Genomic DNA, 14,826 nt, shown 5'->3' on the forward strand with positions numbered 1-14,826 from the left:
TTGTTTAGACTGCCCCTCAGTCATAACAACAAAAAAGGCACCCCATGGACTCCTCTCAACCCGCCTTCAGCAGTTGGCTGAACGCCCCCGCCCACCAGCAATGGCTCGCCGCCGAAGGCTTGCGGCTGCTGGCATTTGCCAAGGCTTCGAAGCTCCCCGAGGGCTTCGGCAACCTTGATGAAAAGGGCCGCTTGCCGGGCGACGCGCAAGCACAAACCATGAACACCGCGCGTATGACCCACAGCTTCGCCATGGCGCACATCCAGGGCCTGCCGGGTTTTGCCGAGCTGGTGGATCACGGCATCCGGGCCCTGCGCGGGCCGTTGCGCGATGCCGTGCACGGCGGTTGGTTCGCGGTTGCCGAACACCGCGACGGCAACACCGGCAAAAATGCCTATCTGCATGCCTTCGTGGCCCTGGCCGCCAGTTCCGCGGTGGTTGCACAACGGCCCGACGCGCAAGCCTTGCTCGATGACGCGGTCGACATCATCGACACGTACTTCTGGAGTGAGGAGGAGGGCGCCATGCGCGAATCCTTCAATCGCGACTTCAGCTGCGAGGAAGCCTATCGCGGCGCCAACAGCAACATGCACGCCACCGAAGCCTTCCTCGCCCTGGCCGATGTCAGCGACGACAAGCGCTGGTTGTGCCGCGCCCAGCGCATCGTCGAGCGGGTGATTCATGGCCGCGCCGCCGCCAACGGCTTTCTGGTGATCGAACATTTCGACCGCGACTGGCAGCCCCTGCGCGAGTACAACCGCGACAACCCGGCCGACGGTTTCCGCCCCTACGGCACCACGCCAGGCCACGGTTTCGAATGGGCCCGATTGCTCTTGCATCTGGAAGCCGCGCGGGTGCGCGCCGGCATGCTCACGCCGGGCTGGTTGCTCACCGACGCGCAAAAACTCTTCGAACAGAACTGCCTGCACGGCTGGGAGATCGATGGCGCACCGGGCATGGTCTACACCCTCGACTGGGACAACAAGGCGGTGGTTCGCCATCGCCTGCACTGGACCCATTGCGAAGCCAGCGCCGCTGCCAGTGCCTTGCTCAAGCGCACGGGCGATGAGCAGTACGAACGCTGGTACCGACTGTTTTGGGGATTTTGTGAATGTCATTTCATCGACCGTGAATGCGGCAGCTGGCACCACGAACTCGACCCATTGAACCGCCCCAGCGGCGATATCTGGGCGGGCAAACCCGATCTCTATCATGCCTGGCAAGCGGTGCTGATCCCGCGCCTGCCGCTGGCGCCGAGCATGGCCAGTGCGCTGGCAGCGTTGTCCCAGAGCGTTTCCATGTAACCATGCGGTGACATTCGCGCGTCCCTTCGTTACCTGCGAAGGGACTTCCCCTGTTTAAACTCCTCTGCAGCGCAAGCACCAGACTTGCATGCATAACAACAAGAAAGGTACTTATCGATGAATGCGATTTCTCGCCTCGCTACTGTCATTTCTCTCGTCTCCCTGTCTGCGCTCCCTCTCAGTGTGCTTGCCGCCGAATCCAAGGGTTCCGTGGAAGTCGTTCACTGGTGGACGTCGGGTGGTGAAAAAGCAGCGGTCGATGTCCTCAAGGCTCAAGTCGAAAAAGATGGCTTCACCTGGAAGGATGGCGCAGTCGCCGGTGGTGGCGGTTCCACGGCCATGACCGTGCTCAAGAGCCGCGCTGTAGCGGGTAACCCGCCGGGCGTTGCCCAGATCAAGGGGCCGGACATCCAGGAGTGGGGCAGCACTGGCCTGCTCAGTACCGAAACGTTGAAAGACGTCGCCAAGTCGGAAAACTGGGACAGCCTGCTGCCTGTGAAAGTCTCCGACACCGTGAAATACGAAGGCGATTACGTCGCCGTGCCGGTGAACATCCACCGCGTCAACTGGCTGTGGATCAACCCGCAAGTATTCAAGAAAGCCGGGATCGACAAAGCGCCAACCACCCTCGAAGAATTCTATGCCGCTGGCGACAAGCTCAAGGCCGCCGGCTTCATCGCGCTCGCCCACGGTGGCCAGCCTTGGCAGGACAGCACCGTGTTTGAAGACGTGGTGCTCTCGGTCATGGGCGCCGACGGTTACAAGAAAGCCCTGGTAGACCTGGACCAGAAAACCCTCTCGGGCGCCGAGATGACCAAGGCCTTCACCGAGCTGAAAAAAATCACCACCTACATGGACCCGAACCGCGCCGGTCGTGACTGGAACATCGCCGCCGCCGACGTGATCAACGGCAAGGCCGGCATGCAAATGATGGGCGACTGGGCCAAGAGCGAATGGACCGCGGCGAAGAAAGTCGCGGGCGAGGACTACCAGTGCGTGGCGTTCCCGGGCACGGAAAAAGCCTTCACCTACAACATCGACTCCATGGCTGTGTTCAAGTTGAAAGCTGATCGCAAGGGCGATATCGCCGCGCAGCAAGACCTGGCCAAGGTCGCCCTGGGTAAAGATTTCCAGAAAGTTTTCAGCATCAACAAGGGCTCGATCCCGGTGCGTACCGACATGTTGAACGACATGGCTGGCCAGGGCTTCGATTCCTGCGCCCAAGCGGCGGCCAAGGACTTCCTGGCGGACGAGAAAAACGGCGGCCTGCAACCGAGCATGGCGCACAACATGGCCACCTCCCTGGCCGTTCAAGGCGCGATCTTCGACGTCGTCACCAACTTCATGAACGACAAGGACGCCGACCCGGCCAAGGCCAGCGCCCAACTGGCTTCCGCGGTCAAAGCGGCCCAGTAATCCCTGACACCGAGCACCCCTCTGTGGGAGCGAGCCTGCTCGCGAACGCGGTCTGACATTCAGAAATGATGTCGACTGAAACACCGCCTTCGCGAGCAGGCTCGCTCCCACAAGGGATCACTGTGTCGATCATTTCTCTAACCTGGATTATCCCGATGAGCTCTGTGGCGGTTTTCAGCAAAGCCTCACCGTTCGATGCGCTGCAACGCTGGTTACCCAAGTTGGTACTCGCGCCGAGCATGCTGATCGTGTTGGTTGGCTTCTACGGTTACATCATCTGGACATTCATACTGTCCTTTACCAACTCCAGCTTCATGCCGACCTACAAGTGGGTCGGCCTGCAGCAATACATGCGCCTGATGGACAACGACCGCTGGTGGGTCGCGAGCAAGAACCTGGCGCTGTTCGGCGGCATGTTCATCGGCATCAGCCTGGTGCTGGGCGTGTTCCTCGCCGTGCTGCTGGACCAGCGCATCCGCAAGGAAGGCTTCATCCGCACCGTCTACCTGTACCCGATGGCGCTGTCGATGATCGTCACCGGTACCGCGTGGAAATGGCTGCTCAACCCAGGGCTCGGCCTGGACAAGATGCTGCGTGACTGGGGCTGGGAAGGCTTTCGCCTGGACTGGCTGGTGGATCAGGATCGCGTGGTCTACTGCCTGGTGATCGCCGCCGTGTGGCAAGCCTCCGGCTTCGTGATGGCGATGTTTCTGGCCGGCCTGCGCGGTGTCGATCAATCGATCATCCGTGCCGCGCAAGTCGACGGTGCGAGCCTGCCGACCATCTACCTGAAGATCGTGCTGCCGAGCCTGCGCCCGGTGTTCTTCAGCGCCTTCATGATCCTTGCGCACATCGCGATCAAGAGCTTCGACCTGGTGGCGGCGATGACCGCTGGTGGCCCCGGATACTCGTCCGACCTGCCGGCGATGTTCATGTATTCCTTCACCTTCAGCCGTGGCCAGATGGGCATCGGTTCGGCCAGCGCCATGCTGATGCTCGGCGCCGTGCTGACCATCCTCGTGCCGTACCTGTACTCCGAGCTGCGAGGCAAGCGACATGACTAATCAACTCGCAAAACCAGGCATCAGCTTCAGCCGCATCGCCATCTACGCCACCCTTTTGCTGGCCGCGGCGGTGTACCTGATCCCGCTGGTGGTGATGCTGCTGACCAGCTTCAAGACTCCGGAAGACATCCGCACCGGCAACCTGTTGAGCTGGCCGACCGTGATCGACGGCATCGGCTGGATCAAGGCCTGGGACGTGGTCGGTGGCTACTTCTGGAACTCGGTGAAAATCACCGTGCCGGCGGTACTGATCTCGACCTTCATCGGCGCCATGAACGGTTATGTGCTGTCGATGTGGCGCTTCCGTGGTTCGCAATTGTTCTTCGGCCTGTTGCTGTTCGGTTGCTTCCTGCCGTTCCAGACCGTGCTGCTGCCGGCGTCGTTCACCCTCGGCAAGTTCGGCCTGGCGAACACCACGACGGGGCTGGTGCTGGTGCACGTGGTCTACGGCCTGGCGTTCACCACGCTGTTCTTCCGTAACTACTACGTGAGCATTCCGGATGCGCTGGTCAAGGCCGCGCGGCTCGATGGCGCGGGCTTCTTCACGATCTTCTGGAAGATCCTGCTGCCGATGTCGATTCCGATCGTGATGGTCTGCCTGATCTGGCAGTTCACCCAGATCTGGAATGACTTCCTGTTCGGCGTGGTCTTCGCCAGTGGCGATGCCCAGCCAATTACCGTGGCCCTGAACAACCTGGTCAACACCAGCACCGGGGCCAAGGAATACAACGTTGATATGGCCGCCGCGATGATCGCCGGGCTGCCGACACTGCTGGTCTACATATTCGCTGGCAAGTATTTCCTGCGTGGGCTGACGTCCGGCGCGGTCAAGGGGTAGAACATGGCAACTCTCGAATTACGCAACGTCAACAAGACCTACGGCGCCGGTTTGCCGGACACCCTGAAGAACATCGAGCTGAAAATCGATGACGGGGAATTTTTGATCCTGGTCGGCCCGTCCGGCTGCGGGAAATCCACCTTGATGAACTGCATCGCCGGGCTGGAAACCATCAGCGGCGGCGCGATCCTGGTGGACGACGCCGACATCAGTGGCATGAGCCCGAAAGATCGTGACATCGCCATGGTGTTCCAGTCTTACGCGCTGTACCCGACCATGAGCGTGCGCGACAACATCGCCTTCGGCCTGAAGATTCGCAAAATGCCGACCGCCGACATCGACGAAGAAGTCGCCCGGGTTTCCAAGCTGTTGCAGATCGAGCACCTGCTCAGCCGCAAGCCCGGCCAACTCTCCGGTGGCCAGCAACAACGCGTGGCAATGGGGCGCGCCCTGGCGCGGCGGCCGAAGATTTATCTGTTCGACGAGCCGCTGTCCAACCTCGACGCCAAGCTGCGGGTCGAGATGCGCACCGAAATGAAACTGATGCACCAGCGCCTGAAAACCACCACGGTGTACGTGACCCACGACCAGATCGAAGCCATGACCCTGGGCGACAAAGTGGCGGTGATGAAGGACGGGATCATCCAGCAGTTCGGCACGCCGAAGGACATCTATAACAACCCGGCCAACCTGTTCGTGGCGAGCTTTATCGGCTCGCCGCCGATGAACTTCATTCCCCTGCGCCTGCAACGCAAGGATGGGCGTCTGCTGGCGTTGCTCGACAGCGGCCAGGCCCGATGCGAGTTGCCGCTGGGCATGCAGGACGCCGGTCTCGAAGACCGCGAAGTCATCCTCGGCATGCGCCCGGAGCAGATCATCCTGGCTAATGGCGAAGCCAATGGTTTGCCGACCATTCGCGCTGAAGTCCAGGTCACCGAACCGACCGGTCCCGACACCCTGGTGTTCGTCAATCTCAACGACACCAAGGTCTGCTGTCGCCTGGCGCCTGACGTCGCACCGGCCGTGGGCGAGACCCTGACCCTGCAATTCGATCCGGCCAAAGTGCTGCTGTTCGATGCCAAGACCGGCGAGCGCCTGGGGACTGCCGGTCAAGCACACGCCGAACACCGGCCTGCCAACGTGACCCAGTTCAAGGGTAGGTAGAGATCAACAACTGTGGGAGCGAGCCTGCTCGCGAAAGCGGTCTATCAGTCGACATTTGCGTTGAATGACACACCGCCTTCGCGAGCAGGCTCGCTCCCACATGGGGGCTCCGTGATGGGCGGCCTGTCGCCTGCCACAACCGATGGAACCGCGTTAGAAAAACAAAAGTTAATAACAATAAGACGAGGAAGTAGGGATGAAGAAGAACAACAGCGCTCAGCTTATCTGCCAGTTATCGGCCGTTGCAGCCATGATGCTGGCCGGCAGCGTTCACGCGGCTGAAGCGTTCAGCGCCGATTCCGAATGGATGACCGGCGATTGGGGGGGCGAGCGGACCAGGCTGATCGAGCAGGGCATCGACATCAAGATGGACTACGTCGGTGAAGTGGGCGGCAACCTCCACGGCGGGTTCAACGATGACAAGACTGCACGCTACAGTGACCAGTTTGGCCTGGGCGCGGCGCTGGACCTGGAGAAACTGTTCGGCTGGGATAACACCCAGGCCAAGATCCAGCTCACCAACCGTAACGGTGAAAACATCTCCAATGACCGTATCGGCGACCCGCGTGCCGGCACCTTGAGTTCCTCGCAGGAAGTCTACGGTCGTGGGCATATGGTCCGGCTGACCCAACTGTGGATCAAGCACCAGTTCCTCGACAATAAACTCGACATCAAGGCCGGTTACTTCGGTGAGGGTGAAGACTTCAACTCCTTCCCGTGCGAATTCCAGAACCTGGCGTTCTGCGGCTCCCAGGTGGGTAACTGGGCCACCAACATCTGGTACAACTGGCCGGTCAGCCAGGCCGCTATCCGCCTGAAGTGGAACATCTCGCCTGAGTTCTATGCGCAGATCGGCGCCTACAACCAGAACCCGTCGCAACTGGAACACGGCAATGGCTTCAAGCTCAGCGGCAGTGGGACCGAGGGCACCGTCCTACCGGTCGAGCTGGTGTGGTTGCCTAACCCTGGCAACCTGCCGGGCGAATACCGTGTCGGTTACTACAAGAGCACGGCCAGCGCCGATGACGTTCTTGAAGACGACAACGGCAATAACGCGGCAACCAGCGGCAACGCCTATCGCAGCCACAGCAGCAAGCACGGCTACTGGTTCGTTGCACAACAGCAACTCACCAGCCATAACGGTGACTCGACCCGCGGTCTGAACATTGCCGCCAACGCCACTTTCCACGACAAGGACACCAACATCGTCGACAACTACCAGTCGCTGATGTTTGTGTACAAGGGGCCGTTCGATGCGCGTCCCAAAGATGACCTGGGCATCGGTTTCGCCCGTATCCATGTCAACGATGACGTGAAGAAGAACGCTGAACTGGTCAACGCCTCCAATGGCGTCAGCGACTACAACGATCCACTGTTCTCGCCGCTGCGTGACACCGAATACAACTACGAGCTCAACTACGGCTTCCACGTGACCAACTGGCTGACCGTGCGTCCGAACCTGCAATACATCACTCACCCAGGTGGCGTCGATGAAGTTGATAACGCTTTGGTCGCCGGCCTGAAAATTCAGTCGGTGTTCTAACGCGACTGCGATAAGCTCTTCTCCATGTGCGCATTTTGCGGACGGCTATGGCTGTCCGCTTTTTTTTGCGGGTCGCGCACCCCGGTAACAGATGATTTTCAGGACCGTGGCACATGCTTGAGCATCCGCTACAACGCTTCTTCAAATCCCTGCGTGAACGGCCGGTGTTCGCATGGGAGCGCTATCAGAAGCGCGACGTGTTGGTGATCGATCATCCGCTGTGTCAGGCGGTGTTCAGTCGTCAGGGGGCGCAGTTGCTGCACTTTCAGCCCAAGGGCCAGAAGCCCTGGCTGTGGTGCGCGGCGAAGTGGCCGCAGGTCGGGGCCATTCGCGGTGGCGTGCCGGTGTGCTGGCCATGGTATGGCCGGCATCCAAGCGAAAACGCCTGGCCATCCCATGGTTGGGCGCGGTTGCTTGACTGGAAACTGATCGACAGCAGTAGCGATGACGATGGCGTGCGCCTGCATTGGCAGCTTGAGCTGTGCGACTGGCAGGTGGACCTGCACGCGCACCTCGGTGAGCGCATGGATTTACGTCTGAGCACTGAGCATCAGGACGACATGCCGTGCCAATTGAGTCAGGCTTTGCACGCTTACTGGCGTATTGGTGATGTCAGTGAGATAGCGCTGTCTGGGCTGGAAGGTGTGCAGGGTTATGACCAGTTGAACCGCCAGGTTTGCCAGCAGGAAGGCGAGTTGCGCGTCGATGGAGGTTGTCAGCGGGTGTTCCAGCATGACGGTGAACTGCAGCTCAACGACCATGCCTGGCAGCGGGCGTTATGTATCGATACGGGTGCCATTGCCGACACGGTGGTCTGGCATCCGGGCTCGCGGCCGTTGCTGGGGGTGAGTTGGAATGAGATATCTGAATTCGTTTGCGTAGAGGCGGCTAGCGGCGGCACCGACAGCCTGTGCCTGAAGCCTGGGGAGCGGGCGTATTTGAGTTTGCAGGCGCGGGTTGGGGCATGATTTTGCGGTGTTGCGGCTGGCCCCTTCGCGAGCAGGCTCGCTCCCACAGTAGATCTTCAGTGAACACAGTATTTGTGTTGAACAAAGGTCCACTGTGGGAGCGAGCCTGCTCGCGAAGAGGCCGGGCCAGGCAATGAAGCTGTCGTCAGCTGAACTCGTCACCCACCGGATACCGGCTGGCATTCAAGCTCTCCTTGATCTTGCGCAAATGCGGCTGGAAATCCACCCCGCGGCGCAAGGTCATGCCGGTGGCGAGCACATCGAGCACCGTCAACTGAATGATCCGCGAAGTCATCGGCATGTAGATGTCGGTGTCTTCCGGCAGCGGGATATTCAGGCTCAAGGTACTGGCCTTGGCCAGGGGCGAGTTCTCGGCGGTCAGGCCAAGTACCGAAGCGCCGTTCTCCCGGGCGATGCGCGCCACTTCCACCAGTTCGCGGGTGCGGCCGGTGTAGGAAATGATCACGAACAACTCGCCGGTGTGCGCAACCGAAGCAATCATGCGCTGCATCAGCACGTCGGCATGGGCGGTCACAGCCAGGTTGAAACGGAAGAACTTGTGCTGTGCATCCAGTGCCACAGGGGCTGAAGCGCCCAGGCCGAAGAAGTGAATCTGTCGGGCCTGGATCAACAGGTCGACGGCGCGGCTGATCAGGTTCGGGTCCAGTGCCTGGCAAGCACTGTCCAGGGACGCGATGGCGCTACCGAAGATCTTTTGCGTATAGGCTTCGGGGTTGTCGTCGGCCTCCACCGCACGGCTGACGTAGGCCGCGCCACTCGCCAGGCTCTGGGCCAGCTGCAACTTCAGCTCGGGGTAACCGCTGACGCCGAACGAACGGCAGAATCGGTTGACCGTCGGTTCACTGACCGAGGCGGCCTGGGCGAGGGCGGCGATGCTGAATCGGGTGGCCTGCTGTGGATTGAGCAGGATCACCTCGGCCACTTTGCGTTCGGCCTTGTTCAGCTCTTCAAGGCGATTCTGGATCTGCTCCAGTAAATTTCGCACGCGGTCCATATGAGTTTCCTTGATTCACCTGCGCCAATAAGCGCGCGGCTAATGCAAAAAGGGCCTTTGGTGAGGCCCGTAACGGTGGCCTATCCTACTGATGGCTCCGACCGACCACCACTCGGAATCTGTATTTTGCGAAAATGTTGTGGTTATTACTACATTTTCCCTTGAGTGATGCCTTGAAAAAAGGTATTTGTAGCTTAACTTGATAAAAGAACAAACATCATGCCTTCGATTACGGTTGAACCGTGCACCTTTGCCTTGTTCGGCGCTTTGGGCGATCTGGCCTTGCGCAAGCTGTTTCCTGCCCTTTATCAACTCGATGGCGCAGGCCTCCTGCACGAGGACACGCGCATTATCGCGCTGGCCCGCGAGCCGGGTAGCGCGCAGGAGCACCTGGCGTTCATTACCTCCGAGCTGCGCCGCTACGTCGGTGCCAAGGAGCTGGACGAAGCCGTGGTCGAGCGTTTCCTTGCGCGCCTGAGCTACCTGCACGTCGACTTCCTCAAGCCTGAAGATTACATCGCCCTGGCTGAAGTGGCCGGCAGTGCGCAACGGGTCATCGCCTATTTCGCCACGCCAGCGGCGGTCTACGGCGCGATCTGCGAGAACCTGGCCAAGGTTGGCCTGGCTGAAAATACCCGCGTGGTACTGGAAAAGCCCATCGGTTCGGACCTGGAATCCTCGCGCAAGGTCAATGACGCCGTGGCGCAGTTCTTCCCGGAGAACCGCACTTATCGCATCGACCACTACCTGGGCAAGGAAACCGTACAGAACCTGATCGCCCTGCGTTTCGCCAACAGCCTGTTCGAGACCCAGTGGAACCAGAACTACATCTCCCACGTGGAAATCACCGTGGCCGAGAAGGTCGGCATCGAAGGCCGCTGGGGCTACTTCGACAAGGCCGGCCAGCTGCGCGACATGATCCAGAACCACCTGCTGCAACTGCTCTGCCTGATCGCCATGGACCCGCCGGCCGACCTGTCCGCCGACAGCATCCGTGACGAGAAAGTCAAAGTGCTCAAGGCGCTGGCGCCAATCAGCCCGGAAGGCCTGACCACCCAGGTAGTGCGTGGCCAGTACATCGCCGGGTACAGCGAAGGCAAACCGGTGCCTGGCTACCTGGAAGAACCCAATTCCAACACCCAGAGCGACACCGAGACCTTCGTCGCCCTGCGTGCCGATATTCGCAACTGGCGCTGGGCCGGCGTGCCGTTTTACCTGCGCACTGGCAAGCGCATGCCGCAGAAGCTGTCGCAGATCGTCATCCACTTCAAGGAACCGTCGCACTACATTTTCGCTCCCGAGCAGCGCCTGCAGATCAGCAACAAGCTGATTATCCGCCTGCAACCGGACGAAGGCATTTCCTTGCGTGTGATGACCAAGGAACAAGGCCTGGACAAGGGCATGCAGCTGCGTAGCGGTCCGTTGCAGCTGAATTTTTCCGACACCTGGCGCAGCGCACGGATCCCCGATGCCTACGAGCGGTTGTTGCTGGAAGTAATGCGTGGCAATCAGAACCTGTTTGTCCGTAAAGATGAAATCGAAGCCGCGTGGAAGTGGTGTGACCAGTTGATCGCCGGGTGGAAAAAATCCGGTGATGCGCCCAAGCCGTACGCGGCCGGGTCCTGGGGACCGATGAGTTCCATTGCTCTGATCACGCGGGACGGGAGGTCGTGGTATGGCGATATCTGATTTGAAACTGCCCAAGGGCGTCCACGCACATGCGTTCAAGAGCCCGGTGCTATTGGCTGAAAGCCTGGCGCTGAACGTGGCCAAGCAACTGAGCGATGCCATAGAGGCCCAAGGCACGGCGACCCTGGTGGTCTCCGGTGGCCGCAGCCCGGTGGCGTTCTTCCAGCACCTGGCCAAGCAGGCGCTGGACTGGTCGAACGTGGTGGTCAGCCTTGCCGACGAGCGTTGGGTGCCGGTCGAGCATGCCGACAGCAATGCCGGCCTGCTGAAAAAATACCTGTTGCAGGGGCCCGCAGCCAAGGCGCAGTTCCTGAGCCTGTACAGCGCCAGCGCCAACCTGGAGCAGGCCGCCGAGCAGGCCGATCGTTTGCTGTCCGAACTGCCGGTGATCGACGTGCTGGTGCTGGGCATGGGCGATGACGGCCACACTGCCTCGCTGTTCCCCAACAGCCCGAACCTGGACGAAGCCTTGAAGGCGGATGGCATTCGTCGATGCTGGCCGATGCTCGCACCGACCGTACCGCATCAACGCCTGACCATGAGCCGTGCGCTGTTGGCCTCGGCCAAACACAAGATTCTGTCGATTTCCGGTCAGTCCAAGTTGACCACCCTGAGTTTCGCGCTGGCCGGTGACGATGTCGCCGAAATGCCGGTGCGCGCCTTTCTGCAACCCACGTTAGAGATTTACTGGTGCCCATGAGCCAAGGAACAGCCGCTATGACAAACCCATCCCCGACCGTTTCCATGGCGGATAAAGTTGCCCTGATCGACAGCCTCTGCGCCAAGGCGCGGATCCTGCCGGTGATTACCATTGCCCGCGAGCAGGACATCCTGCCGTTGGCCGACGCCCTCGCAGCCGGTGGCCTGACCGCCCTGGAAGTGACCTTGCGTTCGCAGTTCGGACTCAAGGCCATCCAGGTCCTGCGTGAGCAGCGTCCGGAACTGGTAACCGGTGCTGGCACCGTACTCGATCGTCACATGCTGGCTGCGGCGGAAGCGGCCGGTTCGCAATTCATTGTCACGCCAGGCATCACCCGTGACTTGCTGGAAGCCAGCGTAGCCAGCCCGATTCCGCTGTTGCCGGGCATCAGCAACGCCTCGGGCATCATGGAGGGCTACGGCCTGGGCTATCGCCGCTTCAAACTGTTCCCGGCAGAAGTCAGTGGTGGCGTCGCCGCCATCAAGGCGCTGGGCGGTCCGTTCGGCGAAGTGAAATTCTGCCCGACCGGCGGCGTGGGGCCTGCCAATATCAAGAGCTACATGGCATTGAAAAACGTCATGTGCGTGGGCGGTAGCTGGATGCTCGATCCGGAGTGGATCAAGAACGGCGACTGGGCCCGCATTCAGGAATGCACCGCCGAGGCCTTGGCGCTGCTGGACTGATCAGCTTTACCTGACACGTAGTTGTGTGTTTTACGGCTTTACGGTGCGCTTGGTCGGTGCACCGTTTTTTTTTGCCCGCAAAAAAAACCTGGTATCGGCGCGTTTCTCTGTAGGAGCAAGGCTTGCCCGCGATGGCGTCCTGTCAGTCGACATCAATGTTGAATGGGATGCCCTCATCGCGGGCAAGCCTTGCTCCTACAGATGGTCCGTTATCGCAGTTCAGTCAGTGCCGTGGTCAACAGCATCATGTCAGCCGCGGTGGTGGTCAGTCCCGGCGTGATGCGGATACACGGACCACAGGCCGCACCGCTGCGAACCACGGTGAACAGGTTGTAGTCGCGCAGCAAGCGTTCGACCATCGGCTGTTGGTCGGCATGCGCGACAAAGCGCATCGACGTAATGCCGCAATACAGCCTCGGGTCATCCGGCGTCATGACTTCAATGCCCGACAGTTCGCGTGCTGGCTTTACCCAAAGGTTGCGCAAATAGTTCAGCCGCGTCCCCTTGGCTGTCGAACCGCCCATCGCATGATGTTCCTCGATGACCAGCGGCAGGGTCAGCAAGGCAGGAATGTTCGGTGTGCTGTAGGGCGTGCGGGCGCGGATGTCGGTCACCGGGAAGTGCATCTCGCCCATGTCGGGGTCGATGTCGGCCAGGCGCTCGGGGGCGATGAAGATGAAACCCAGGGTCAGAGGCGCTCCGATCCACTTGTGCAGGTTGTAGGCGGCGAAGTCGATACCCAGCTCATTGAGATCGAATTCGAACTGGCCCAACGCGTGGGCGCCGTCGAGAATCACGTCGATGCCATGTTCCCTGGCGGCGGCTGCAATCGCCTGGACGGGCATCACCAGGCCGGTGCGGTGGGTGACGTGGGTCAGGGCCATCAGCTTGAGTCGCGGGTAACGCGTGAAGGCTTCGCGATAGGTGTTCAGCAGGCTGTCGAAACTGGCGGGATGCGGGTGCTCGATCTCGATCACTTCGACGCCTCGATTGCGCGCCAGCCAGCGCATGGCGCCCTTGACCGTGTCGTACTCGAGGTCGCTGAAAAGAACCTGGTCGCCCGGCTGCAAGCGGTTGTAGTTGCGGATCAACGCTTGCAGCCCGTCCGTCGCATTGCGGGTGAGGGCCACGCTTTCTGCGGCAACGCCAATCAAACCGGCCACCTGCGAACTGATCTTCTGGCTCTCGCCTTGTTCGAAACGCTGGCGCACATAAACCGAGTTGCTGCGGTTGATCAGCTCGATGTTGCGTTGGTATTCCTCGACCACCGTGCGCGACATTCGCCCGAAGTAACCGTTTTCCAGATTGATCGGGCCAGGTTGGACTTCGTAGCGGTCGGCAAAGGTTCGCCAGAAAGCTTCATCACGGGCACGGAGGGTGTTGTCGGGCATGGATTACTCGATGAGTGGGCGATTTCAATGACGGGGCGCGGGTTTGCCATGTTTGGCGCGCAAGGGTTCGAGCAACTCGGACAAGCCGTTGTGATCGATTTCCTGCATCAGGGCCAGCAAGCCACCCAGTTCGCCATGGGGGAAACCTTCCCGGGCGAACCAGTTGAGGTAGGGGCCGGGCAGGTCGGCGATGATTCGCCCCTTGTATTTGCCAAAGGGCATTTGGCGAGTAATCAGCAATTCGAGCTTTTCAGGGTTCATCAATCGGTCGCCTTGAATCAATCAGTCTGGAAAATACAGGCATTCTGCATGCAGGCCAAATGACAGATCATGCAAATAAAACGGGTACAGATTTTCTGTTCTATTCTAACTTATTGAAAATTAACAAATTAACGATCGGTTCCAGGCTGGCATGACCAGTGCAATACCTATTGCATCTTTCATCAACCCGCAAGGAATTGAAAAATGACCGACATGAATAAAGAAGCGATTTCTGTACTCAACGACCTGATTGAAACCAGCAAGGACGGTCAGGAAGGGTTCAAGACTTGCGCTGAAGACATCAAGCACCCTGAGCTCAAAACCCTGTTCGTGCAACGTTCGGCCGACTGTGCCGCGGCGGCTGCAGAACTGCAAAGCGCCGTGCGCTCCATGGGTGGCGATCCGGAAACTTCCACCAGTGTCAGCGGTGATCTGCACCGTCGCTGGGTCGACGTGAAGTCGATGTTCACCGGCAAGGACGAAGAGGCCGTGCTCAATGAAGCCGAGCGTGGTGAAGACCATGCACTGAAGGCCTACAGGGACGCCATGGAAAAAATCAACAAGCACAACCTGGTGGGCATTCGCGACCTCGTAGAGCGTCAGTACCATGGCGTACAACGCAATCACGATCAGGTGAAAGCCCTGCGCAACCAGGCTCGCGCACGCTCGTAAGCGTCCGTTAGCTGTCAAAAACGCCAGCCAGTCTGGCGTTTTTTTGTGTTATGGATTTACTGCTGGACGCGATATAGATAGCTAGCTAATAATTTGTTTTCAAGTTACACGGCTCAGG

At 59.9% G+C, this 14,826-nt stretch carries 14 protein-coding genes; 11 read left to right on the forward strand and 3 right to left on the reverse strand.

All coding sequences use genetic code 11. The features are described 5' to 3' along the window. Positions 1-44 precede the first annotated feature (44 nt). The 7 genes from AC3WWR_RS02310 to AC3WWR_RS02340 all read left to right on the forward strand — a co-directional run bounded on the left by AC3WWR_RS02310 (position 45) and on the right by AC3WWR_RS02340 (position 8,297). The gene (locus AC3WWR_RS02310; RefSeq protein WP_492598429.1) at positions 45-1,304 is read left to right on the forward strand and encodes a D-mannose isomerase; all 1,260 of its coding nucleotides are present in this window, start codon (positions 45-47) and stop codon (positions 1,302-1,304) included. Between the two features lie 117 nt (positions 1,305-1,421). Further along, the gene (locus AC3WWR_RS02315) at positions 1,422-2,720 is read left to right on the forward strand and encodes an ABC transporter substrate-binding protein (protein WP_033043396.1); all 1,299 of its coding nucleotides are present in this window, start codon (positions 1,422-1,424) and stop codon (positions 2,718-2,720) included. A 155-nt stretch (positions 2,721-2,875) separates the two neighbouring features. Further along, positions 2,876-3,784, forward strand: a complete 909-nt coding sequence (locus AC3WWR_RS02320) for a carbohydrate ABC transporter permease (protein ID WP_033041184.1) — start codon at positions 2,876-2,878, stop codon at positions 3,782-3,784. Beyond that, positions 3,777-4,622: a carbohydrate ABC transporter permease gene (locus tag AC3WWR_RS02325; RefSeq protein ID WP_020797037.1), complete on the forward strand. Its 846-nt coding sequence runs from the start codon at positions 3,777-3,779 to the stop codon at positions 4,620-4,622. Before AC3WWR_RS02320 ends, AC3WWR_RS02325 begins: the two co-directional genes overlap by 8 nt. A 3-nt stretch (positions 4,623-4,625) precedes the next feature. Further along, entirely contained in the window at positions 4,626-5,786 is a 1,161-nt protein-coding gene (locus AC3WWR_RS02330; protein WP_151140691.1) for an ABC transporter ATP-binding protein, read from the forward strand. Positions 5,787-5,982: 196 nt separating this feature from the next. Continuing rightward, entirely contained in the window at positions 5,983-7,329 is a 1,347-nt protein-coding gene (locus AC3WWR_RS02335; RefSeq protein ID WP_020797035.1) for a carbohydrate porin, read from the forward strand. 113 nt (positions 7,330-7,442) lie between these two features. After that, on the forward strand, positions 7,443-8,297 hold the full coding sequence (locus tag AC3WWR_RS02340; RefSeq protein ID WP_492598430.1) for a D-hexose-6-phosphate mutarotase: 855 nt from the start codon (positions 7,443-7,445) through the stop codon (positions 8,295-8,297). 145 nt (positions 8,298-8,442) lie between these two features. Here the strand turns inward: AC3WWR_RS02340 and AC3WWR_RS02345 are convergent, their stop codons facing one another. Further along, entirely contained in the window at positions 8,443-9,303 is an 861-nt protein-coding gene (locus AC3WWR_RS02345) for a MurR/RpiR family transcriptional regulator (protein WP_173667176.1), read from the reverse strand. A 228-nt stretch (positions 9,304-9,531) separates the two neighbouring features. On the opposite strand from AC3WWR_RS02345, the gene zwf reads away from it, so the two are divergent. Genes zwf through AC3WWR_RS02360 form a run of 3 tightly spaced genes read left to right on the forward strand, consistent with a single transcriptional unit; the run spans position 9,532 to position 12,384 of the window. Then, positions 9,532-11,001: a glucose-6-phosphate dehydrogenase gene (gene zwf / locus AC3WWR_RS02350; protein WP_020797032.1), complete on the forward strand. Its 1,470-nt coding sequence runs from the start codon at positions 9,532-9,534 to the stop codon at positions 10,999-11,001. Beyond that, positions 10,988-11,701 carry a 6-phosphogluconolactonase gene (pgl, locus tag AC3WWR_RS02355; protein WP_020797031.1) on the forward strand — a complete coding sequence of 238 codons (714 nt, stop codon included), beginning with the start codon at positions 10,988-10,990 and terminating at the stop codon, positions 11,699-11,701. The genes zwf and pgl overlap by 14 nt, the downstream gene beginning before the upstream one ends. 17 nt (positions 11,702-11,718) lie before the next feature. Further along, a complete protein-coding gene (locus AC3WWR_RS02360; RefSeq protein WP_020797030.1) occupies positions 11,719-12,384 on the forward strand; it encodes a bifunctional 4-hydroxy-2-oxoglutarate aldolase/2-dehydro-3-deoxy-phosphogluconate aldolase in 666 nt (221 codons plus the stop codon). A 209-nt stretch (positions 12,385-12,593) separates the two neighbouring features. On the opposite strand, the gene AC3WWR_RS02365 is transcribed toward AC3WWR_RS02360, so the two are convergent. Then, positions 12,594-13,775: an aminotransferase class V-fold PLP-dependent enzyme gene (locus AC3WWR_RS02365; RefSeq protein ID WP_033044990.1), complete on the reverse strand. Its 1,182-nt coding sequence runs from the start codon at positions 13,773-13,775 to the stop codon at positions 12,594-12,596. A 24-nt stretch (positions 13,776-13,799) separates the two neighbouring features. Next, positions 13,800-14,036, reverse strand: a complete 237-nt coding sequence (locus AC3WWR_RS02370; protein ID WP_008056784.1) for a DUF3820 family protein — start codon at positions 14,034-14,036, stop codon at positions 13,800-13,802. Between the two features lie 204 nt (positions 14,037-14,240). Between AC3WWR_RS02370 and AC3WWR_RS02375 the strand changes: the two genes are divergently transcribed. Continuing rightward, positions 14,241-14,708, forward strand: a complete 468-nt coding sequence (locus tag AC3WWR_RS02375; protein WP_020797028.1) for a ferritin-like domain-containing protein — start codon at positions 14,241-14,243, stop codon at positions 14,706-14,708. Positions 14,709-14,826: the final 118 nt, after the last annotated feature.

The sequence above is a fragment of the Pseudomonas sp. EB271-G4-1 genome (genome assembly GCF_058791355.1).